Raw genomic sequence first — 20265 nt, 5'->3', positions numbered from 1 at the left:
CTCGATTGGGAGAGGAACGTGCCAGAGAAGAACATCGCGGTCATCGGCGGGGGACCGAAAGCGGCGGCGCTGTGCGCCAAGGCCGATTGCCTCAACCGCTTCGGTGACAACAAGATCAGGATCGAAATTTTCGAGAAGGCGCAGATCGGAGCCGCCTGGAACGGCCGCAACGGTTACACCGATGGCGAGCAGCGGCTGTGCACGCCGGCGGAGCGCGACCTCGGGTTCCCGTACGTGGACGGGATTGAGCCCGGCGTCTCGGCACTCATGAAGCAGGAGTATTCCTGGGACGCCTTCCAGATGACGGAACCCGCCCTGCAGGACAATTACTCGACATGGGTAAGCCGCGGAAGGAAGTCGCCCATCCATCGCGAGTTCGCGAATTACCTGGACTACGCCGTCAAGACGGCCGGCATCACGCCCATCATCGGCGAGGTAACCTCGGTGGAATGGGCGGACGGGCGATGGAAGGTGAACTACACCGAGACCGCGAGCGGCGACGCCTACGACGTCGAAGGTTTCGACGGCATCGTCTTCACCGGGCCGGGCCCGGCGCAGGGAAAGGTGCCCAAAGCCGGGAAACTGGTCCATGTCGGCAGCGATCGCCTCTACAACGGCGAGGATTTCTGGGACAACCTCTCCAGGGTGCGAGCCCAGTTGAGCAGAGGTTCCCGGAAAGTCTTGATCGTCGGTGGAGGCGGAACGACCGCAGCCATTGCGGCCTGGTTCATTCGTTCGAACAACGGCCATCACAGCATCGCGATGATCAACAATAGCGCCACGCTGTTCACGAGGACCGTCAACTTCTTCGAAAGCGTCATGTTCGACAACGAGAACGCGTGGCTGGCGCTTTCCTTCGCGGACAGGCGAAAATTCACCGACCGATTGAACCGCGGTGTGGTGTGGGAAAACATCACCGACATCCTCACCGACGCGAAGGATCTCGTTCTCGTGCCGGGCCGCGCGAACCAAGTCAGCCTCGCGCCCGGAAAGGCCAAGAGGCTGGTCGTGGAGTACGGGAACGAGCTGGGTTTGAGTCATAAACATGAGGCCGACATCGTCGTCGACGCCACCGGTTTCGACGGTTGGTGGTTCGAGCGTCTGCTGCCCGCTGCGCTCCAGGGCCAGATGCAGGCGGAGACCAGGCTCGGACTGGAGGAGGGCATGAAGTCTGACCTGTCCTTCGACCTTCCCGGATGGCCCAAGATACACGCGCCGATGCATTCGCAGATCGTCGCTCCCGGCTACATGTCGCTGATGGCGCTCGGCGGCATGGCCGATGCGATCCTGCGGAATTATCGATGACGGGCTTGTGCCTTTCATGCAAACGCGTACATATGTTTACGCATACGCATGGAGATGCCCTATGGCGAACGCCGAAGCCAGGAACCTCGTGCTGAGGACCGTGTACCTTCCGAGCGAGCTCGACCAAGAACTCAAGGTCGTCGCCTTTCGGGAAGACCAGAGTAAGAATGAGATCGTGCGCGAGTTGATCCTCGAAGGCATCGCGTCGTTGCAGGCCAAGGGGGATGTTCGCTTCGTCAGGGCGGCCAAGCGCCCAAGCGAGCCCGTACGCCTTCAGCCGCTCAAGAGGAATCGCGTCGCCAAGATCGTCGGGGCGGCGCAGCCCGTCGCTGGGAAGAAGGCCGTTCGAGCGAACGTTGCAGGACGCCGCTCAAAGGCCGTCCCTGCCGACAAGGTGCAAGAAGCGGTCTAAGCTGGGAGATCCCTGCCCGCTTCATGACCTCGTGTGGGCGAGCCCGGACGCGGGCTGCCCGCACGAGGTCGAGATTGACGATGACGCGTGGCGAGGGACGCCTTCCGCCTCCAGACAGCCTGCGATGTGAGACCGACTGTCGCCGCCTTTCCATCGAGCGTCGAGTTGGACCAGGGGGGTACGAACGACACCCTCGGCGTCCTCATTTGCTCCGTGCCCGCGCAGCGACCCGTGTCCCCCGTCCATCGGTTGTGGAACGGCTACCTGGGTCCCTAGGAAACTTCGACATCGAGGCGGCCAAGCCGCCTCTTCCCGGGTCCTGCATACCCGCACTCACCCAGCGCCCACGCCTCGGCATTCCCGGACGTCCTGAAGCAGGCGTTCACGTGAGGCACACCAGATGAGATGGCGGCCTACGTCGGCGCCTGAAGTGTGGAGGGCGGCGCCGCGGATCGTCCAGGAACGGAGCTCGGGCAGGATCTCGGCCGGGGTCATGGCTCCCCCGGGGGGTATGATCTCGAAAATCTCCTGCATGACGCGGTCCCAGAACTCCAGCGCGCGGAAGCGGTCGAGCTGGTTCTCGACCTTGTGGAGGCGGGCTTGGACGCGGGCGGCCTCCGCCCGGGCGGCGAGCGCGGTGTTCTCCGCCTGCAGGGTCTCGACCATCCCGAGCAGATGCTCGCAGTCCTGCTTGTCGTCCGTGGCCATGGCCACGGCGGCCTCGCGCTCGCGGGAGAACGTCTGGGTCGCCTCGCGCTTGGCCTGCTTCCATAGGTCCAAGGCGAGCGCCTGGCCGGCCTCCTTCATGGCCTTCGACATGTCAGTGGGTTCGGGCTTGGGGTCGTAGCCGCGCTTCTTCCGCCAGGCACGCAGGTGCGTGCAGACCTCACGGGGTGAGCCACCGGTGGGGATTGCTTCGCGCACCTTGCGCAGGCTGGGCCGCTCGCCCTTGGCCAGTATTGCATCAGCGACGACGAAGACGGCGGACTCGTACGGCATGTGCAACCCCTCTTGGTACGGGGAGCATGCCCGATCCAGGTTAAGTAGGCGCTGCGGGCTGGCCCCCGGGAGAGTGGAAGCGCGCCTCCGCAGTCGGGTATCAGGTAGCGCTTCCCGATACCCCCTCCGCGAGCGTTTTGGCGGGCATCTGCCGCCTGCCGGACGTCTACGTCCCGGGAAGCGACATCAGCCGATCAAGCTTATCGGGAACCCCGCTGGTCAAACGCGCTTTGGTTCCTGTCGCGCCCTGCTCTACGCGCACAAGGTCGGTATTGATGGCCGCGGGCACAACCGCTCCCACTTCGACGTCCCATCCGAAGGTTCCCTCATCGGTGGCGATGCCGGGGCATCACCACCGGGACGCGATTAGGCTGCTCTTCATCCTGGCCGCTGGGAGCGAGGACATCGAAGGCCGTCGTGTGTTCAGGGGGGAGAAGCGGGCGATGGCCATCGACTTCCTCGGCCGCTGACCGGCATGGCCAGCCGCCGCGACAACCGAGCGCCGGGCTCCCCGCCCAGCACCATGCCGATATCGGTTTGCACCTCGGCCAATCGGTCGCTGCGGCGCGCCTTGCGCGCGCCCAGCCCCGGCGCGCGTTCGGCGAAGATCCGACCCGGGCAATGGCTGCACCGGAAGCGGCGCACCTGTACCCGCCACGTCACCGCCCGGTCCTGCCAGGGCAGGTCCCCGAACGTCCGCCAATACGTGCTGTGCACCCGCGTCGAAGCACACCCGCAGACCCGACAGGAGGCTTGGGCCGCCGTGGTCCGGGCGGTGATCAGCAGCGCCGTTCCATCCCGCGTCAGATCCTCGACGTGCAGGCCGTCCGGGACCAACGGCATCGACGGGTTCGAGATCGGCATCGCGCTGCCCTCGGGCCACCACGCGGATTAACGCCCGAGACACCCCGAAGCATCGAAAGTGCGGATGAACCNACGGCATCGACGGGTTCGAGATCGGCATCGCGCTGCCCTCGGGCCACCACGCGGATTAACGCCCGAGACACCCCGAAGCATCGAAAGTGCGGATGAACCCCAATCGGGACCCACCCCGCCCCCGTGCATCTCTTGCTCCCTACCGCTCACGGTCAGGGAGCCAGCCGGGGATGTTGATCGTGGAGACCATCGCCAAGATCCGGCGCTTGTTTCGCGAGCCCCGGAGCATCCGGGAGATCTCGCGCGAGCTGCGCCTGTCCCGCAAGGTCGTGCGCAAGGCGCTGCGCTCGGACAAGACCGCCTTCGCCTACAAGCGCCAGCACCAGCCCCGGCCCCAGCTCGACGGGCACATCGCGCGCCTGGACGCCCTGCTGTCCGAGGAGTTGGCCAAGCCTAAACGCGAGCGTCTCAGCCTCATGCGCCTGTTCGAGGGGCTACGGACGGAGGGCTATGCTGGTGGCTACGACGCGGTGCGCCGCTACGCGCACTGCAAGGTTTGCGTGCCTGCTAATCAAACGGTGAGGAGCGGACGAAGCTGCATGTGAGTACGGCGTCGCCAGTCGCTTGGGGTCGTACCCGTCCAGTGCAGGAAGGCCCGGCTGAAATGGGCCGCATCCGCATAGCCGAGTTCGACGCCGATCCGACCAATCGGCAGCGTTCCGTCTGACAGGAGCGCCTTCGCCCGGCGTATCAGCACGCTGCGCTGAAGGTCGGCATACCGCATACCGGTCTCCTCCAGGCGGCGCTGCAGCGTCCTGCGCGAGAGGCCGAGACGGCCGGCAATGCCATCGATGGTGGGGCGGGCCCCATCCAGCCCGAGTTCGATCAGGTGCGTGACGCAGGCCACAAGGTCCTCGCCGATCGGCTCGTCCTCAGCCGCATGCGCCTGGGTCGGATCAAAGCGTTTCGGGTTCCCGGCATCGAGATGGTCGGCGGGGAAGACCAGGCCGGCCCGAGCCCCAAGAACTATCTCGCAGCCGAGCAGCGCCTCGATCTCGGAACGGCCGGCCAAGCACGCACCGGTTACCACGGCTCGTTCCGGCCGCCATGCGGGGCCGAGGAAATGGCGCACCGTACCAAGCAGGTAGCCGAGCGCGAGGATCTCGTTCGCCTGACGCCCGCTGTCGATCCGCTCGGCCACGGCGTAGCCGTAGAACGCGCTCCGATCCTGTCGGCGCAGCCCTGTCCAGGTCGCGGTCTGAAGGAGAAGCGGGGTGACGATCTCGACACGTGCGAGGGCGGCCCCGAGCGTGGCGGCAGATTGAACCTGTTGGCCGATAGGCCCCAGTCCGGTGATCCCGGTGCGCATTGAGAGCCGGGCCGGTAGGGCCGGGTCGCCGATCTCGCGCATGGCCGCATCGACGAGCCGGAGCTGATCACGCAGCAGGATCAGGCGGTCAGGCGTGTCGAGAAGCGTCAGCGGTATTCCGGCCCGGCCGAACACCCGCGCGACCGAGCCACCCGCCGCCGTGATGGCCTCCGCGATCGGTCCCATGGTGCGTGCCCGGGTCAGACCGTATGCCGGCATGAGCGTCTCCCCATTGCAGGGTCGGTGCGTTGGCACCGAATGGCAAGGGCGCGCGCTGCAATCCGCTTAGGCCTGGATCTGCCCGCGGGGCACAGTCGCGGTGGGATGCTCTCAGGCGTCCTGCGCGTCGGCACGGAGAGGACCCATCAGGAGCACGCCATGGCAAGGCTCGCATTCGATGATCGCAACATCGTCTGGCGGACGGTCGAGGGCTTCGATCACGCCGCCTATCATATCCTGAGTGTCGATGAGGATGCCCGGATCGTCGACCTGCTGTTCAAGTTCGCCGCAAACGAGCGGATCGCGCTGCATCGCCATGCAGCAGCCTACCGGACCCTCGTCCTACAGGGCGAGCTGCGGATTTACCGGCCGAACGGGGAGCTCAAAGAGGTTCGACCGGTCGGGAGCTATGTCGCGGGCAAAGCCGGAGGCGAGCCTCATACCGAAGGCGGCGGCGACCAGGACGTGATCGTCTACTTCACGAACCGCGATATCGACGGCCCCGTCTACGAGATCCTCAACGAGCACCACCAGGTCGTAGCGACCTTCGGGATCCCGGAGTTCAAGGCGCTCTACGAGGCACAGTCATCATGCGCCGCCTGATCCTTGCGAACCGCCCGCGCCTGAACCCGATCGATCGACGCGCGCGGATGAGGCTCATTGCGGAGGCTTGGGTCTCGAATGCGCGCCGATCGGTGTGGGTCGGCGCGCTCGCGCTTCACCTGATGGCACTCGGAATGTCCCAGGCCGACGCGGCAGAAGCGCAGCCGGTCCGGCTGGCAGTGTTGCCGATCAAGCTCCTCGACACCTCGGGCGAGCCGGTCGACCAATCGCGGCAGCATGCGGAACGGATGCAGCGCCTTGCCAAGGATCTGGCGTCCGATCTCACTCGCTCGGGACGATACCAAGCGACGCTGCTGCCTGCCGAGCGCCTGCTGAAGGACTGCCCCGCTGGTGACGCTCAGTGCCTGCTGCGGGCATCCCGGGCGCAGGGAGCCGAGTTGGTTCTCGTTGGCGTCGTGCACAAGAGCAGTACGCTGATCCTGCAGCTCTGGGCCCGACTCGTGGATGCCCGCACCGGCCGGGATGTCTTCTCACGCGATCTCAACTTCCGCGGCGATACCGACGAGGCGTGGCAGCGAGCCGAAGCCTTCCTTGTGGCTCAGATCCGTGACGCCGGCGCGGAAGAGCCGGCAGGCGACTTGGGCCGCCGCCCCTGAAGGCGACTGGCGCAACTGGTATGTGGGCGACCGCTCGTCAAAGATCTCCTTCGTTCTGGCCCAGCCCTGGCTGCATGTTTTTGCGAAGCACCATGTTAACTGCGTGCTGCTACATAGCTGATTATGAAGCGCTTCGTCTTCGGTGTATTGGTTTACCGTTGCGCATGGACGCATTCTCCGATCCGCAGACTGTAGCCCGCTACGTTGAAAATCCGCAGCGGCTGGTACCCGGCTACGCCGACCTACAACGTATGGCAGGGCTACTTCTGGCAGAGCGTGCGCCGAACGATGCGCAAGTGCTCGTTCTCGGCGCAGGCGGCGGCCTCGAACTCACCATGGAAGACCATTCTGAGAGCGATTTCCTCAGCCGCGTGGGGATCTCTGCAGTCGAGACAGCTATGCCCATAGCCATGAACTCGAACTAAAAGCTCTCGTCGATTTTCGAGACTTGCACCAGTTTTCCGCCAACTTTGCCGATTGAACATGCATTCGCTCGACACCTCTGAGAAGGGCGTACTTTCCAGAACAGGACGGAGATTTCGGCTGAAGCGGCGACCGGAAACGATGTACATCTTGCAATCCGTAATCATCGTTGCAGCTTTCGCAACTCTACCGACCGCCTTCGCCTATCTGGCTTTTCCCTACGGGTTCGAGGTCGCATGGTTGATCGTATTCATCTGTTGCAGGCTCTTTCCCAGCCTCCTGCGAAAGCATCGGGCCAATGTCATCGGAGGCCTGCTTGCGGGTGCGGCCGTTGTCGCGTCGATCTCGTTGCACCTATTCTCCGTCGGCGAGCGGCAAGCGATTGAAGCGGCCAGCTCGTGGTCGTTGCTGGTTCAGTTGACGAACATGCGGCAGTTTCTAATCGAGCGATCGGGAATCAGCACTGTCTATCTAAATACAATTATATGCTTTGGAGCGCCCGCGTTCCTGCCTCTATTGTTTTGGGACTATAGCAGAAGCGAGAATCGCGAGACCTATCCGATCAAGGCGACGGTGGCCTACATAAGAAATTATTGGATAGGGTTCGGAGCTCTCGGGCTGCACATGAGCATGATGAAGCTTAACCACATGGTCTATCCATTCTATTCCCAGACGACACCCGAACAGGCAACCGCGATACAGCACAAGTACGCTTGGTTGCTCAATGCCCGTTTCGACAGCTGGGCGGTGGTAGGACTGGTCACGACAGCGACGCTTGGTTCCATCATGCTCAGCGGCTGGGTCCAGCTCATCGAATCCTTCTTGCGGCGAACGCCACGGTAATCAGGGATCCGAACCCAAGGGGACCAGTCCCACTAGGTAGAACGTCGCTCCCGCTCCCAAAGCGCCAGCAAGGATTAGCTTGCTATCCCCGCTGGTAATCATTTGGGTCAGCCGTTCGGCGGTCGAGTGCGTCATCCACCATTCGTTCTGGCTACTGGTTAAGACCATGACAGAGATCGCCGTGATCCAGGTCACAAAGGATGCCGCGAGCGTCCATAGGGCCGTATTGTTGGCGATCTGCCTGCGGAAGATCGCCCCCAGCACGAGGGCCACGAATAGCAACGGCGTAATCAGAATGAGGGTGATTGGTATGAAAAACAGCCCACCAAAGAACACATCATGAAAGACGTGCGACGTCGGACCTCGCCAATTGACTGACGCGAACGAGAAGAACAGCCAGCCGGACAGACATCCCCCCAGAGCAGATAGGCAAATCCTGGCCGCCAGCGGGATGGGCTCGAACCACTTGTTCATCGTCGGCCGCCCTAACCCGTGCTTGCCAGCCATAGCCCGACCACGCTCCCTCCGAGCCGTGGAGGACCATCACGGCGGGGAAAGGTCCATCGCCCGGTGGTCCATAGGATTGCCCAAGGCCGGAGAGTGGGCGGTTGACGATTTGCAGCATCACCGACCGACTCTGACACCGCGAACGTCTGATGACCACCCTGAACGTCTTCTGGTTGTGCGACCGCATTTGTCTGAAAAACGAACGGACCCTGTTGGCGAATTCCGAGTGGTGGTGGGCTGGGTGTAGGGTGGCCGTCCCGCCCGGAGGCCGCTCATGTCGCTCCGCCCGCAATCCGCGCTCCCGCCGGTGCCTGAGGACACGGCTCGGATCGCTCGAACCGCGTTCCGCCGCGGCAATCCCTACCTGCTGCTGCGGGATCACTTCGGTCCCATTTTCGCCGACACGGCCTTTGCCGATCTCTATCCGGCGCGCGGCCAGCCCGCCTACGCATCCTGGCGTCTGGCCCTCGTCACGCTGATGCAATTCCGAGAAGGCCTGAGTGATCGCCAGGCCGCCGAGGCCGTCCGGGCGCGGATCGACTGGAAGTACCTGCTGGCGCTCGACCTCATCGATTCCGGCTTCGACCACAGCCTCCTGTGCGAGTTCCGGGGCCGCCTCCTGCAGCACGCGGCCAGCGAACGCTTGCTGGCCCGCATCCTTGATACCGCGCGCGATCAAGGCCTGCTCAAGGCGCGGGGCCGTCAGCGCACCGACAGCACGCACGTGCTCGCAGCCGTGCGCGACCTCAATCGGGTCGAGCTTCTGGCCGAGACGTTGCGCGCGGCCCTCAATGCTGTCGCGATAGTCGCCCCGGCTTGGCTGCGTGTTCTCGCTCCGCCCGAGTGGCACTCACGCTACGATCTTCGGATCGAGGAAACGCGCCTGCCGGAGACCGGCGCGAAGCGCGAGGCTTACGTCCTCCAGGTCGGGGCCGATGGCTATCGCCTACTCGACGCCCTGGACGACGCGGATGCGCCGCCGCCGGCCGCGGCCTTGGCCGCGGTCGCCGTGCTGCGACGGGTGTGGGCGCGCCACTTCGTGCGGGGGAGCGGCACGGACGGCGAGGCCGGCTGGGTGCGGCTGCGCGAGGTGCGGGGGCGTGGTCCAGGCGACCGTGTCGAGTCGCCCTACGACATCGACGCCCGGTTCCGGGCCAAGTCCGGAACCGACTGGACGGGGTACATGGTCCACCTGACGGAGACCTGCGACCACGGCCTGCCGCGGTTGGTCGTCCACACCGACACCACGCCGGCCAACATGCACGAAGCCGTTCGCACCGGCGCGATCCACGAAGCGCTGTCCGAGGCAGGTTTGACACCGTCCGAGCATCTGGTCGATGCCGCGTACGTGAGCGCCGAGCAACTGGTGGCGGCCACTGCACGGTACGGGATCGATCTGATCGGCCCAACGCGGTCCAATCACAGTTGGCAGCGGCGCAATGCCGAGGCGATCCAGGTGGCGGACTTCATCGTCGACTGGGAGCGCCGCCGGGCGCGATGTCCGGAGGGCCATGAGAGCACGAGCTGGGGCGAGTACCGGGACGCGGCGAACGCTCGCCCGTTCATCCGAGCCAGCTTCAGCCCTGGCGACTGCCGTCCTTGTCCGGCCAAGCCGCGCTGTACGCGGGCGACGAGCCGCCGGCTGACCCTACACCCGCGTGCCGAGCACGAGGCGTTGGCCGCGGCGCGCAAGCAGCACGAGAGCGAGCAGGGCCGACGCCTGTACGAGCAACGGCAGGGCATCGAGGGCACGATCTCGCAGGGCGTGCGCAGCTTCGGCCTGCGCTGAGCCCGCAGACCCCTGGCTTCGGCGCACACCTCACGCTTCAGCGCTCTCGCCGCATAGCCTTCGACTTCGCCAACAGTGTCCGACCGTTTTCTGATCAGAAGGCAGGGCTGCTACCCCGAGGGGCCATATATCTACGCGAGCAAAGGGGCGGCGGCACATGTCTTTGCCGATTAACCTGGGTGACCCGGATCCAAACCCAAGTTTGACCGTTTGAACGGCTGTTCCAGATGAAGGCACGGCCTCGGCTCTCGTGCCGGGGAGCGTCGGACCTGCGAGGCGACGGTCTATTGCGGGTTCACGGCGGCGGACGCGCGCGAGCTCTATGTCGGTCTGACCCGGCACCGGCAGGAGGCATGGCTGGTGATCGAGCGTGAGCGCCTGGCCGCGGCCGTTCGGGTGCGGCAGCCGGATCCCGCTCTCGCTCCGAGCGTGGCCGAGCTACGGGAGCGGCTGTTCGTTGAGGCGCGTCGCTATGCGGAGAAGGCGAACGTCGTCGATCATGTCGAGGACAGGAGCGCGTTCGTGCGGGATGGTGTGATCCGACCTCCCCGCCCTGAGGAGCGCCTCGATCTGAGAAGCGCCTTCACGGCGGCGCAGGCGCTCTGCCGTGTGCTGCAGGAGATGAGTGCGCTCCCGCAAATGGCATGGCGGCAACTGGCCCGGGGCATCCGGCAGGCGGAGCGCCGAGCCTCGCCCTTCATCTTGCGGCGTAACACAGAGGTTCGAGGTACTTCGTTGAACACGACCCGACTTGAACGGCCGCACCGATCCCGAACAGGACCTGACTACGGACGTTAACGGCACTTCGCTTCCTGCCGCGCCTGAATATTCCAGCTCCAATCACGCCATTGCGGTGGCGAGCCGATCGCAACCGCGTGATCGGTTTTTTACCTATCAGAATACACCCAGGCGATTCAGTCTGCTCGGTGCCTGCTCTAGCACTGATGATTTGATGACGCAGCTGGCGTCGCCGGTTACGGACGAAGGCTATGTCCCTGCTAATAAATTGCTAACCACCATATGTTAAAAAGAGGGCATCACAACTTGAGATGTTCCGATTTACCGTTTTGTGGGTCTGCCTTCATGTTCCGCGCTTTGAAAAAAAACGCCTCGCCTGCGTTCGAAGGTCGGTTGCGCCAGGTACTTGCAGCTGAATCAGCTGATTTCGAAACGATCCTCCATTCGCTACCCGTCAATGTCCTCGTCCTCCACCCGACTGAAGCTACGATCACCTTCGCGAACCGGCGCAGCGTCGAGACGCTGCGTAGCTTGCGCGAGCATCTGCCGGCATCCGTGAACCCGGACGCCATGATTGGCCTCTCGATGGACGTGTTCCATAAAAATCCGGCCCACCAGCGCAGCATCGTTGCCGATCCGGCCCGCCTGCCCTGGCGCACGAAAATTAAGCTTGGGCCGAAGACGCTCGATCTCCACGTCTCCCCAGTCTACGATGCGGATGGCCGCTACGTCGCGGCGGTGCTGTCATGGGCAGACGTCACGCCGTTTACCGAGTCGATCGCCAGCTTCGATGCTGCCATCCGCACGGCACTCGGCGAGAGCAGCGACGCCACGGCGGCAATGCGCGGTGCAGCCGACAGTGTCCTTACGGCAACTGGCGCAACCTCTCATGCGGCAGCTAGCGCTGCGACCGGCGCGACTGAGACAACGATGAACGTCGAGTACGTTGCTGCCGCTGTAGAAGAACTGACGGCCTCGAATGCCGAGATCACTCGGCAGGTCAACCGCTCCAGCACGGCAACCGGCGAGGCCGTGACCGAGGCAAGTGGGGCCATGGAGAGTGTCAAGGCGCTGGTCGAAACCTCGCAGCGGATCGGCGAGGTCGTTGGGCTGATTTCCTCAATCGCCAGCCAGACCAACCTACTAGCCTTGAATGCTACGATTGAGGCGGCGCGTGCGGGTGCTGCAGGAAGGGGCTTCGCGGTCGTCGCAACAGAGGTCAAGGCGCTAGCCGGGCAGACCGCTAAGGCGACCAGCGAGATCGCGCAACATATTGGCTTAATCCAGGGAGCGACCTCACAGACAGCGATTGCAATCGAGCGGATATCCGGGGTTATCCGGGGGCTCGACGAGGGGTCCACCACCATAGCCGCCGCGGTCGAGGAGCAGTCGGCGACAGCGGACGAGATCAGCCGCAGTGCGCGCGAAGCGGCAGAGCGCACTGGCCGCGTCGGCGGCAGCATCGCGGAGGTTGCTGCTAGTGCCGAAACCTCCGCCGGCTCGGCCCGGTCGGTTCTGTCGGCCACAGCGATCCTCGATCAACAGATGGAGCAGGTGACGCGGGCGGTGCAGGATTTCCTGGTCGAAGTTAGGCGGATCTGAGCTCAGGTAGCGTCAGAGCTCGACATAGGCTTCCCGTCAAACGGATTGCCCTGGTCAGCTGCCGGTTCGGTGGGCATCCTCCGTGGCCTCCGCCAGGAGCCGCCGGGGTACGACAACGGCGAAACCGGTCTGCGGCGGCATCGCGATCCGCATTTTGGGTCGGATGCGGTAGCCTGCCTATGTCACCTAAACGGTGGTTTTACTTGCAATAGAATTCAGCCGCTTTCGACCCCTTGCAGACCTAGTGCATGGCCAATTGAGATGTCCGCTCCGAACGGAGAAGCGGACCTCACCGGGGCGGCCACGACATCAGCATGTTGTGTCCCATTAACTCGCTTCGACGAACGCAATGAGCGCCTGCATCAACGACGCGATTGTGGTGACCTACGTCATTTAGCGGGCGCCATGATCTCGGTTCGCCGCACCGCCTCGGAAGCTTGCTTCGGCGTGCACCCGGCCCGGATGAAGGATGGCCGACGATGCAATCGCTCGGCGACCGCCATGAGGAATGCCACGGGGTGCCTACGTCAACGCCGTGCCGTGCTTCCTCCCGAGCCGGCTCCACGGAAAGGCATTCCCTTATCCATGCCCGGCTTGTGAGTACGCACACCGCGGAACGGTCCTGGAAGCATGGCCGTTTCTCGATGACGCCGGATGGGTACCCGACCCGGTCCAGGCCACCAATAACCCACGAGGAAGCCCCCATGAAGAAATCCCTGATCGCCGCTGCAGCCTTGGCCGCGCTCGGCGCCATCGGCATCGCCGCACCCGCCTCGGCCGCCCCCGGCATGATCGGCGCCGTCGATGCCACCACCAACATCGTCGACGTTCGCATGGACGACATGCATGGCCACCGCGGTCATCACATGCGTCACCACCACCACCGCGGCCACATGATGCGTCACCATCATCACCGCGGTCACATGATGCGCCACGGCCATGGTCATCGCCATCACCGCATGTGATCCCATGGGGCCCTTCGGGGCCCCTCTTGTTTTTGCGGTGACCTAGGGCAGGCTTCGGGATGGGATTACCGGAACGATCCGGGAGATTTCGCCCCGAGCCGATCTGGCCGATTCATCGCGTGTCAGCCCGAAAGAAGTCCAATCTCGCCCAACGCGAAAAGGTACCGTGTCAAGCTGACCCCATCAGGTAGCTTGGTGGATCGCGTCTACGACCTGGTCCGCGCTGTAGGGCTTGGGGACGAACAGGCCGTGATCGGGGATATCCCCATGGGCCAGACGGTGCCGACCCGAGGTCACGACCAGTCGGATGTCGGGCCAGGCGTCGTGTACGCGTCCGGCCAGGGTCACCCCGCACATCGAGCCCGGCATGTCGACGTCGGTGAAGAGCGCTCCGATGTCCGCACGCTCGTGAAGGATGAACCAGGCCTCGTCGGCATGGCGTGCCTCGACGATCACGAAGCCCGCATCCTCAAGCATCTCGACGGCGCAGAGGCGCACGAGGTCGTCGTCCTCGACGACGAGCACGGCGGTGGCTTTCATGGAGCGCTTCGTCGACATGAGAGCGCAACACAGGTTAGCTCGATAAGTTGCCCTCCTTGAGCATCTCAGTTGATAGGTCCTGGCCGGTGCGTTGAGCGTGCAGGCAGGAAAGCGACCTTCGCCGACGTGCGCCGTACCGTCGGGATAAACCCTGTCGTTCACTCGCTCGTATCCGCGCAGCATGTTGAGGCTTCGGTCCCAACAACAGTGCGCCGTGAATCGGCAAGCACCGCCAAAACAAACTTATGTTACCCAGCAACCTCTGGACGAGGTTGGCCTTACCCCTTGATGACCCTGCCTGGCCCTTCCGATGCGCCCTTCGCCCTCGTGGTCGACGACGACGCCCTGATCCTGATGGATGCTACCGACATCCTGGAGGATGCGGGCTTCGCGGTGCTGGAGGCGATGAACGTGGCCCAGGCGATCAGGGTGCTCGACGAGCACCACGGCAAGGTGCAGTTGCTGTTCACGGACGTGCAGATGCCGGGCGATGGTGACGGTTTCGACCTCGCGCGTCGGACCGCCGAGCTGTGGCCGCACATCGCCATCGTTGTGGCGTCCGGCCACGTACGGCCCGAACTCGGAGACCTTCCGGACGGGGCGACGTTCATCGCGAAGCCCTTCAGTCCCTCGGTGGTCCGGCACCACGTTCGCAATACGATGCCATCGGAAAAGCACCCCGAGTCCCTCAAGAAGTAGCAGTGGCCTTGGGCGGGCGACGAGAACCACCACTTACGGGGGCGCGGCAGACTTGCCGAACGGCCAGTGCACGATCCGGCCGTCGTGGCCCGAAGTCGTTCTAGAACCTTCAAATACCATTGTGCGGTGAGGCGTTTAACGGCAGACCGCTTTTCGTTCGGCGGTAGGCCGCAACAGCATCGGAAGTCGGCTGGAGGGCCATGGCGGGAGGCAACAAACAGGTCGATGGACTTCGCCGGCGCGAACTGGCGAGCTACGACATCCTCGACACGCCCGCCGAGACCGAGTTCGACGACATCGTCAGGGTGGCGTCGGAAACTTGCGGCATGCCCGTGTCGCTGATCTCGCTCCTGGACGGCGAACGCCAATGGTTCAAGGCCGAGACCGGCTTCGGACGGAACGAGACGCCGCTGTCCCAATCGATCTGCGCCTACACCGTGCAGCAGGACGACGTGTTCGAGATCGAAGACCTGACCCTCGACGCGCGTACGTCGGACAACCCCCTGGTGACCGGCGGACCCGAAGTCCGCTTCTACGCGGGAGCTCCGCTGCGAACTGCCGACGGCGTCGCCCTCGGGGCGCTGTGCGTGCTCGATACCAAGCCCAACAAGCTGACGCCCTCCCAAGCGTTCGTGCTTCGCACCCTCGCGCATCAGGTCATGACGACCTTGGAGCTACGCCGGTCCCTGCGCCAACGTCGTGAGACCGACCGGCGCAACACGGCGATTCTGGAGAGCGCCCTCGACTACGCCATCGTCTCACTGGATCTCGCCGGCATGGTGACGAGCTGGTCGCCGGGCGCCGAACGCATCCTCGGTTGGGACGAGGCGGAGATGCGTGGCAAGCCCGCCCACGTCTTCTTCACCGATGAGGACGTCGCGAACGCCGTCCCCGAGCAGGAGATGGCCTCTGCCTTGTTGTCCGGGCGCGGCGCAGACGAGCGCTGGCATGTTCGAAAGGACGGCAGTCGGTTCTGGGCTAACGGCGAGATGATGCCGCTCAGGGACGAGCAAGGCCAACACGAGGGCTTCCTCAAGATCCTGCGCGACCGCACGGAGCAACGGAACGCCGCGGCCAAGGAGCAGGCGGACGCCGCGTTCATGCGCGGCGTGCTGTCCTCCTCGGCCGACTGCATCAAGGTGCTCGATCCCGATGCCAGGCTGACATTCATGAACGAGGGCGGGCTGGCCGTCATGGAGGCCGACGACTTCAACCAGGTGAAGGGTTGCGACTGGACCGGGTTCTGGAAGGGACAGGCCCAAATGGACGCAAAGGCGGCATTCTGGGCGGCGTTGGCCGGCGGCACCGGCCATTTCCAGGCCCCGGCCGAAACGCTCAAGGGCACGGCGAAGTGGTGGGACGTGCAGGTCACACCGATCCGCGGCGCTGATGGACGGCCGGAGCGGCTTCTGGTGGTGTCGCGCGACGTCACCGCCCAGCGCGCCTCCGAGCAGCGCATCGTCGAAAGCGAGAAGCGCTGGCGCGGCCTGTTCGAGGGCATGCAGGAAGGCTTCTTCAGCGGCGAAATCATCCGCAACGCGAACGGGAAGGCCACGGACTACCGGTTCGTTGAGATCAACCCGGCCTTCGCCGCGCAGTCTGGCCTCCCTGTCGAGACCGTGGGCCGGACCGTGCGCGAGGCCATTCCCGACATCCCCGACTGGCTGATCGAGACCTACGCACGGGTGGTCGACACTGGAACTCCCGAGGTCTTCGAGATTTCGGTGCCGCAGCTCGGGCGCGTGTTTGAGGTTCGCGCATACCGTGAAGCGGAGAATCGTTTCGCCGCGATGTTCATCGACGTCTCGGACCGCAAGCAGGCCGAGACCCGGCGTGCGGCCCTGGCGGAGCTCGGCGACCGCTTACGCAATTCGGACGATGCGGGGGAGATCGCCTGCGTGGCTGCGGAGATCCTTGGCCGCACCCTCGGGCTATCCCATGCGGGGTACGGGGCGGTGGACCACGACCGGGAAACCATCGCCGTCGGTGACGGCTGGACCGCTCCGGGCATTCCGGGCATCGGCGGGGTGCATTCGTTCCGGGATTACGGCTCGTACATCGAGAACCTGAAGTCCGGCCATGCCGTGATCATCGACGACGTCGCAAACGACGTTCGGACGGCAAACGATGCGGAAGCCCTCGCAGCCATCCACGTGCGTTCGCTTTTGAACTTGCCGCTCATGGAGCACGGTCGGTTCGTCGCACTGCTGTTCGCGTTGAAGGCCAAGCCATACGCCTGGACGGGCGAGGAGATTAGTTTTGCCAACAACATCGCGGACCGGACCCGCGCGGCCTTGGCACGGATCGAGGCGGAGGAACGTCAGCGAACCCTCAACCTCGAACTGAGCCACCGCATGAAGAACATGCTGGCAATGGTCCAGTCCATCGCCACCCAGACCATGCGCACGGCAACCGACCTGAATGCGGCCAAGGACGTCCTCGCCGGTCGGCTGATCGCGCTCAGCAAGTCGCACGATCTCCTGCTTGGCGGAGAGATCGGGTCGGCACCTATCGAGACTTTGATCGAGAGCGCCTTGCAGACGCACCGGGACAATCCGGGGCGGTTCGTCCTCAAAGGACCCACCTTCACCATCGGGTCGAAGGCCGCAATGTCCCTCTCGCTGATGCTGCATGAGCTCGCGACCAACGCGGCCAAGTATGGGGCCCTTTCGACCGCCCAGGGCAAGGTCTCGGTCGAGTGGACGCTTCGCGAGGATGGCGGCGAGCCGCACTGCGCCCTGCGATGGTTGGAGCAAGGTGGTCCCGTCGTGAAGGCGCCGACACGGAGCGGCTTCGGTTCTAGGCTGATCGGGCGCGGACTTGCCGGCAACTTCGGCGGCGAGGTGGATCTCTCCTATCCGGCGACAGGTGTCATGTGCACCATCGACGCTCCCCTTAGAGGCCTGCAAGCGGAGGATGCACCGGCAACCAGTCGATAGCGGCAGCGCCCGTAGTCGGGGACCCGGCGTCGAGGGCACCCAGTCCCGAGAAGGGCGTTGGATGTGCCATTTGCTCTCGGTAGCATCCTACCCTTCGCCGTCCTTCAGGTCGTAGTTCCGGGCCGGAGGTGCCTACTTCGTGACCGGTGAATGCCAGCGGCACCGGCAACGAACCTGGGCGGTTCACGTTGTCGACGACCTTGGAGTGGACTGCCGCGCGCCGATGTCGAAGACTGAAGGCCCCGCGTTCCTGATCCCACTCGACGATGCCCAGACGCCACCGGTCCCCAGGGATGAAGTCGCCCGGAGGTACCTCGGGCGGCTGATAGCCCTGTTCCACCGCGAAAAGTCCGAGCCTTTCATCGCGGACGACAAGCTGCACCGCGCGACGCTGAAGCGTCTCGACGAGATCGTTGCTCCCCCCGCCTGCGGCCCGGTCCTCGCCGAGATCGGGGCGACCGTGGGCAGGTGGCTGGATCGTCAGCCCGGCGCGTCGCACATTCTGACGGTGGTGCTGCCGCCCTGCGACGAGAACGCGGTCATCGAGACCTGGGCGTTGGAGGCGGGACACCAAGTCTTCGCGCCGCCCTCGCGGCAATCGCTCGTCGCCGCCGATCAGCTCATTCTGCCGGACATGACCGGGTCGGGGATCCTGGTCATCCCCAGGCTGGAGGACTGGTTCCTGCGGCATCGGGAAGGCCTGAGGGCCGTGCGCGCGCTCCTCGCGGCCATCGACGGACTGGATCGACCGGTGGTCGTCGGCTGCAACGCCTGGGCCTGGTCGTTCCTCGCCAAGGCGGCCGGCGCCGACGCCCTCCTGCCCGATGCCGTGACGATCAAGCCGTTCGACGCCGTCCGCCTGCATGGCTGGTTCGTCCAGCTCTCGACCTCCGAGGCCACCGGGGCGATGCGGTTCCGCCTGCTCGCCGACGGCGAGGACGTGCTCGCGGTCGACGAGGCGGGTACGCTTCGCAACGACTACCTGCGCAAGTTGGCCGGGCGCAGCCTCGGCATACCCTGGGTCGCCTGGCACCTCTGGCGGCGCAGCCTGCGTACGGGTGACGTCGCCGAAGACGCGAAGGCCGCGATGTCGGATGGCGATGCCAGCGAGCAGACCCTCTGGGTGGCCGCCCTCGACGAGTACCTTCTCCCATTTACGGACGACGGCACCACCCTCCATGCCTTGCACGCGCTGCTGATACACGGGCCGTTGACCCGCGAGGAACTGCTGCTCGTCCTCCCAGGCGTGGCGGACCCGAACGTCGTGCCCGTCCTGCTCAGGGCGGGCTTCCTGGAACGTAAGGGCGACCGGTTCGGCTGCCGGGCGGCGGCCTACCCGGCGATCCGGGACGGCCTCGAAGCGGCAGGATTTCCCGTGGGACGGGTTTGAACGACATGGCCACCGCACAGGACGTCCAGGACGGCGGCGTACAGCTCGTCCACAGCCTCCAGGACATCCGATTCTGGGAGATCGGGCTCATCGTCGTCGGCACATGGGCGGCGATCTGGCTTGTGCGCAGCACCTTCCCCTACCTCGCCGAACGCGGCTCGAGCCGATTGAGGCTCTACCTCCTGGCGGCCGTGCCCATCGCCCGGCTGGTCCTGATGGTGCTCGCCATCGTATGGATCGTGCCCATCGTCTTCAACATCACGCTGCAGAACTTCCTCGTCATCGCCGGTGCGGCCAGCGTCGCCATCGGCTTCGCCTTCAAGGATTACGTCAGCAGCCTGATCGCCGGGGTTGTGGCCCTGGTCGAGCGGCCCTACCGGCCGGGAGATTGGGTCAAGGTCGGCTCCGACTACGGCGAGGTGCGCAACGTCGGGCTGCGTGCGATCCTGCTCCAGACACCCGACGACAACGCGGTCACGGTTCCGCACTCGACGATCTGGACCGACCGGATCACCAACGCGAACGACGGCGCCGGGACCCTGCAGTGCGTCGCCGACTTCTACCTGCTGCCCCGGCATGACGGAGCCCTCGTGTGCGCCTTGCTGACGGACGTGGCGTTGACCAGCCCCTACGTGAACTACGGCAAATCGGTCCGCGTGGTGCTGCACGAGGAGCCCTGGGGCACGCACTACAAGCTGCGCGCCTACCCGTTCGACATGCGCGACCAGTTCGCCTTCGTCAGCGACCTGACCGTACGCGGCAAGCTGGCCATCGCCGACGCCGGTGCCATGGAGGCGGTCGCGCTGACGCCCTCTCCGACAAGCTGATCGGCCGACGACACCCACCCATCCGTAGACCGGACTTCGCGATGGCGGTCCGTCACATTCAGGCTCGGACGCGACCGCGTCCTAGACCACACGAAGGACCAACGCGTGCATTTCCTCGGAATCGACTGGGTCGGCGTGAATGCCGAAAACGGGCGGAAGCTCTTGCTCTCCCTGATATTCATCGCCGTGATCGTCGGCGGGAGCGTCGGACTGCGCGCCTACCTCCGAACCATCCTGCCGGCGGTCATGTGCGGGGACGTGCTCGTTGTCGCCCACGGCAATTGCCTGCGGGCGCTTGTCATGGCGCTCGAAGATCTCAGCCCGGCGGAGGTCGAGCACCTCGAACTCGTGACGGGCTCCGTCAGGATCTATGAGCTTTCTGCGGACACGACGATCAAGGCCCGTTGGATCGACAGGTGAAGGCGCCTGTCGGCCCACCACAATGGATCTCCGCAAGCTGCAAAGAGGCCCTCATTTCATCTATTTAATTGATTAGAAGTATCTAATCGTTCCGTTGGAGTGAATGAAAGCGTCGTGGGATTCTCCGGCATCACATCGGAGCCATCCATGACCAGGCCCAGACTTTTCTCCCACCCTCGATTG

General features: G+C 64.6%; 18 protein-coding genes and 3 pseudogenes. 16 read left to right on the top strand and 5 right to left on the bottom strand.

The genetic code is table 11. From position 1 onward, the window contains the following. Positions 1 to 18: 18 nt before the first annotated feature. Both ASF53_RS21245 and ASF53_RS21240 read left to right on the top strand, forming a co-directional pair. Positions 19 to 1305 carry an NAD(P)/FAD-dependent oxidoreductase gene (locus ASF53_RS21245; protein ID WP_056203404.1) on the top strand — a complete coding sequence of 429 codons (1287 nt, stop codon included), beginning with the start codon at positions 19 to 21 and terminating at the stop codon, positions 1303 to 1305. 61 nt (positions 1306 to 1366) lie between these two features. After that, a complete protein-coding gene (locus ASF53_RS21240; protein WP_056203401.1) occupies positions 1367 to 1717 on the top strand; it encodes a hypothetical protein in 351 nt (116 codons plus the stop codon). Between the two features lie 333 nt (positions 1718 to 2050). On the opposite strand, the gene ASF53_RS21235 is transcribed toward ASF53_RS21240, so the two are convergent. Both ASF53_RS21235 and ASF53_RS25340 read right to left on the bottom strand, forming a co-directional pair. Further along, positions 2051 to 2716 (bottom strand): DNA-binding protein, encoded by a 666-nt coding sequence (locus tag ASF53_RS21235; protein WP_056203396.1) that lies wholly within the window; start codon positions 2714 to 2716, stop codon positions 2051 to 2053. 462 nt (positions 2717 to 3178) lie between these two features. Further along, positions 3179 to 3559: pseudogene (locus ASF53_RS25340) on the bottom strand (transposase family protein); the annotation flags it as partial. 263 nt (positions 3560 to 3822) lie between these two features. Between ASF53_RS25340 and ASF53_RS21225 the strand changes: the two are divergent. Beyond that, positions 3823 to 4197, top strand: coding sequence for a hypothetical protein (locus tag ASF53_RS21225; protein WP_056203389.1), 375 nt, complete (start codon positions 3823 to 3825; stop codon positions 4195 to 4197). Here the strand turns inward: ASF53_RS21225 and ASF53_RS21220 are convergent. Next, on the bottom strand, positions 4164 to 5180 hold the full coding sequence (locus tag ASF53_RS21220; protein ID WP_056203386.1) for an AraC family transcriptional regulator: 1017 nt from the start codon (positions 5178 to 5180) through the stop codon (positions 4164 to 4166). The genes ASF53_RS21225 and ASF53_RS21220 overlap by 34 nt on opposite strands. Before the next feature lie 159 nt (positions 5181 to 5339). On the opposite strand from ASF53_RS21220, the gene ASF53_RS21215 reads away from it, so the two are divergent. The 4 genes and pseudogenes from ASF53_RS21215 (at position 5340) to ASF53_RS21205 (ending at position 7666) form a co-directional block, all read left to right on the top strand. Continuing rightward, the gene (locus tag ASF53_RS21215) at positions 5340 to 5783 is read left to right on the top strand and encodes a cupin domain-containing protein (RefSeq protein WP_056203896.1); all 444 of its coding nucleotides are present in this window, start codon (positions 5340 to 5342) and stop codon (positions 5781 to 5783) included. Then, positions 5771 to 6400 carry a DUF2380 domain-containing protein gene (locus ASF53_RS21210; protein WP_286134596.1) on the top strand — a complete coding sequence of 210 codons (630 nt, stop codon included), beginning with the start codon at positions 5771 to 5773 and terminating at the stop codon, positions 6398 to 6400. Before ASF53_RS21215 ends, ASF53_RS21210 begins: the two co-directional genes overlap by 13 nt. A gap of 164 nt (positions 6401 to 6564) precedes the next feature. Beyond that, positions 6565 to 6732, top strand: a pseudogene (locus ASF53_RS25335) (methyltransferase); the annotation flags it as partial. Between the two features lie 232 nt (positions 6733 to 6964). Further along, the gene (locus tag ASF53_RS21205; RefSeq protein ID WP_056203383.1) at positions 6965 to 7666 is read left to right on the top strand and encodes a hypothetical protein; all 702 of its coding nucleotides are present in this window, start codon (positions 6965 to 6967) and stop codon (positions 7664 to 7666) included. Here ASF53_RS21205 and ASF53_RS21200 read toward each other — a convergent pair whose 3' ends face one another. Further along, positions 7667 to 8140: a hypothetical protein gene (locus ASF53_RS21200; RefSeq protein WP_156635716.1), complete on the bottom strand. Its 474-nt coding sequence runs from the start codon at positions 8138 to 8140 to the stop codon at positions 7667 to 7669. It abuts the gene before it with no gap. A 307-nt stretch (positions 8141 to 8447) separates the two neighbouring features. Between ASF53_RS21200 and ASF53_RS21195 the strand changes: the two are divergent. The 4 genes and pseudogenes from ASF53_RS21195 to ASF53_RS21180 all read left to right on the top strand — a co-directional run. Next, a pseudogene (locus ASF53_RS21195) lies at positions 8448 to 9959 on the top strand (IS1182 family transposase); the annotation flags it as partial. 363 nt (positions 9960 to 10322) lie between these two features. Continuing rightward, on the top strand, positions 10323 to 10760 hold the full coding sequence (locus ASF53_RS25965; RefSeq protein WP_156635714.1) for a hypothetical protein: 438 nt from the start codon (positions 10323 to 10325) through the stop codon (positions 10758 to 10760). A 285-nt stretch (positions 10761 to 11045) separates the two neighbouring features. Next, positions 11046 to 12302 (top strand): methyl-accepting chemotaxis protein, encoded by a 1257-nt coding sequence (locus ASF53_RS21185; protein ID WP_056203377.1) that lies wholly within the window; start codon positions 11046 to 11048, stop codon positions 12300 to 12302. A 704-nt stretch (positions 12303 to 13006) separates the two neighbouring features. Continuing rightward, on the top strand, positions 13007 to 13267 hold the full coding sequence (locus ASF53_RS21180) for a hypothetical protein (RefSeq protein ID WP_056203375.1): 261 nt from the start codon (positions 13007 to 13009) through the stop codon (positions 13265 to 13267). A gap of 183 nt (positions 13268 to 13450) precedes the next feature. Here the strand turns inward: ASF53_RS21180 and ASF53_RS21175 are convergent, their stop codons facing one another. Then, a complete protein-coding gene (locus tag ASF53_RS21175; RefSeq protein ID WP_056203371.1) occupies positions 13451 to 13825 on the bottom strand; it encodes a response regulator in 375 nt (124 codons plus the stop codon). 270 nt (positions 13826 to 14095) lie between these two features. On the opposite strand from ASF53_RS21175, the gene ASF53_RS21170 reads away from it, so the two are divergent. The 5 genes from ASF53_RS21170 to ASF53_RS26900 all read left to right on the top strand — a co-directional run bounded on the left by ASF53_RS21170 (position 14096) and on the right by ASF53_RS26900 (position 20082). Continuing rightward, a complete protein-coding gene (locus tag ASF53_RS21170) occupies positions 14096 to 14506 on the top strand; it encodes a response regulator (protein WP_056203367.1) in 411 nt (136 codons plus the stop codon). 200 nt (positions 14507 to 14706) lie between these two features. Next, entirely contained in the window at positions 14707 to 17445 is a 2739-nt protein-coding gene (locus ASF53_RS21165) for a PAS domain-containing protein (RefSeq protein ID WP_056203364.1), read from the top strand. Positions 17446 to 17584: 139 nt separating this feature from the next. Continuing rightward, positions 17585 to 18835 carry a hypothetical protein gene (locus tag ASF53_RS21160; RefSeq protein ID WP_156635712.1) on the top strand — a complete coding sequence of 417 codons (1251 nt, stop codon included), beginning with the start codon at positions 17585 to 17587 and terminating at the stop codon, positions 18833 to 18835. A gap of 5 nt (positions 18836 to 18840) precedes the next feature. Further along, entirely contained in the window at positions 18841 to 19662 is an 822-nt protein-coding gene (locus tag ASF53_RS21155; protein ID WP_056203359.1) for a mechanosensitive ion channel family protein, read from the top strand. 105 nt (positions 19663 to 19767) lie between these two features. Continuing rightward, positions 19768 to 20082: a histidine phosphatase family protein gene (locus tag ASF53_RS26900; protein WP_082482881.1), complete on the top strand. Its 315-nt coding sequence runs from the start codon at positions 19768 to 19770 to the stop codon at positions 20080 to 20082. Positions 20083 to 20265: the final 183 nt, after the last annotated feature.

The organism is Methylobacterium sp. Leaf123, from assembly GCF_001423405.1.
Taxonomy (GTDB): Bacteria; Pseudomonadota; Alphaproteobacteria; order Rhizobiales; family Beijerinckiaceae; genus Methylobacterium.
This window is presented reverse-complemented; position numbering and strand designations above follow the sequence as displayed.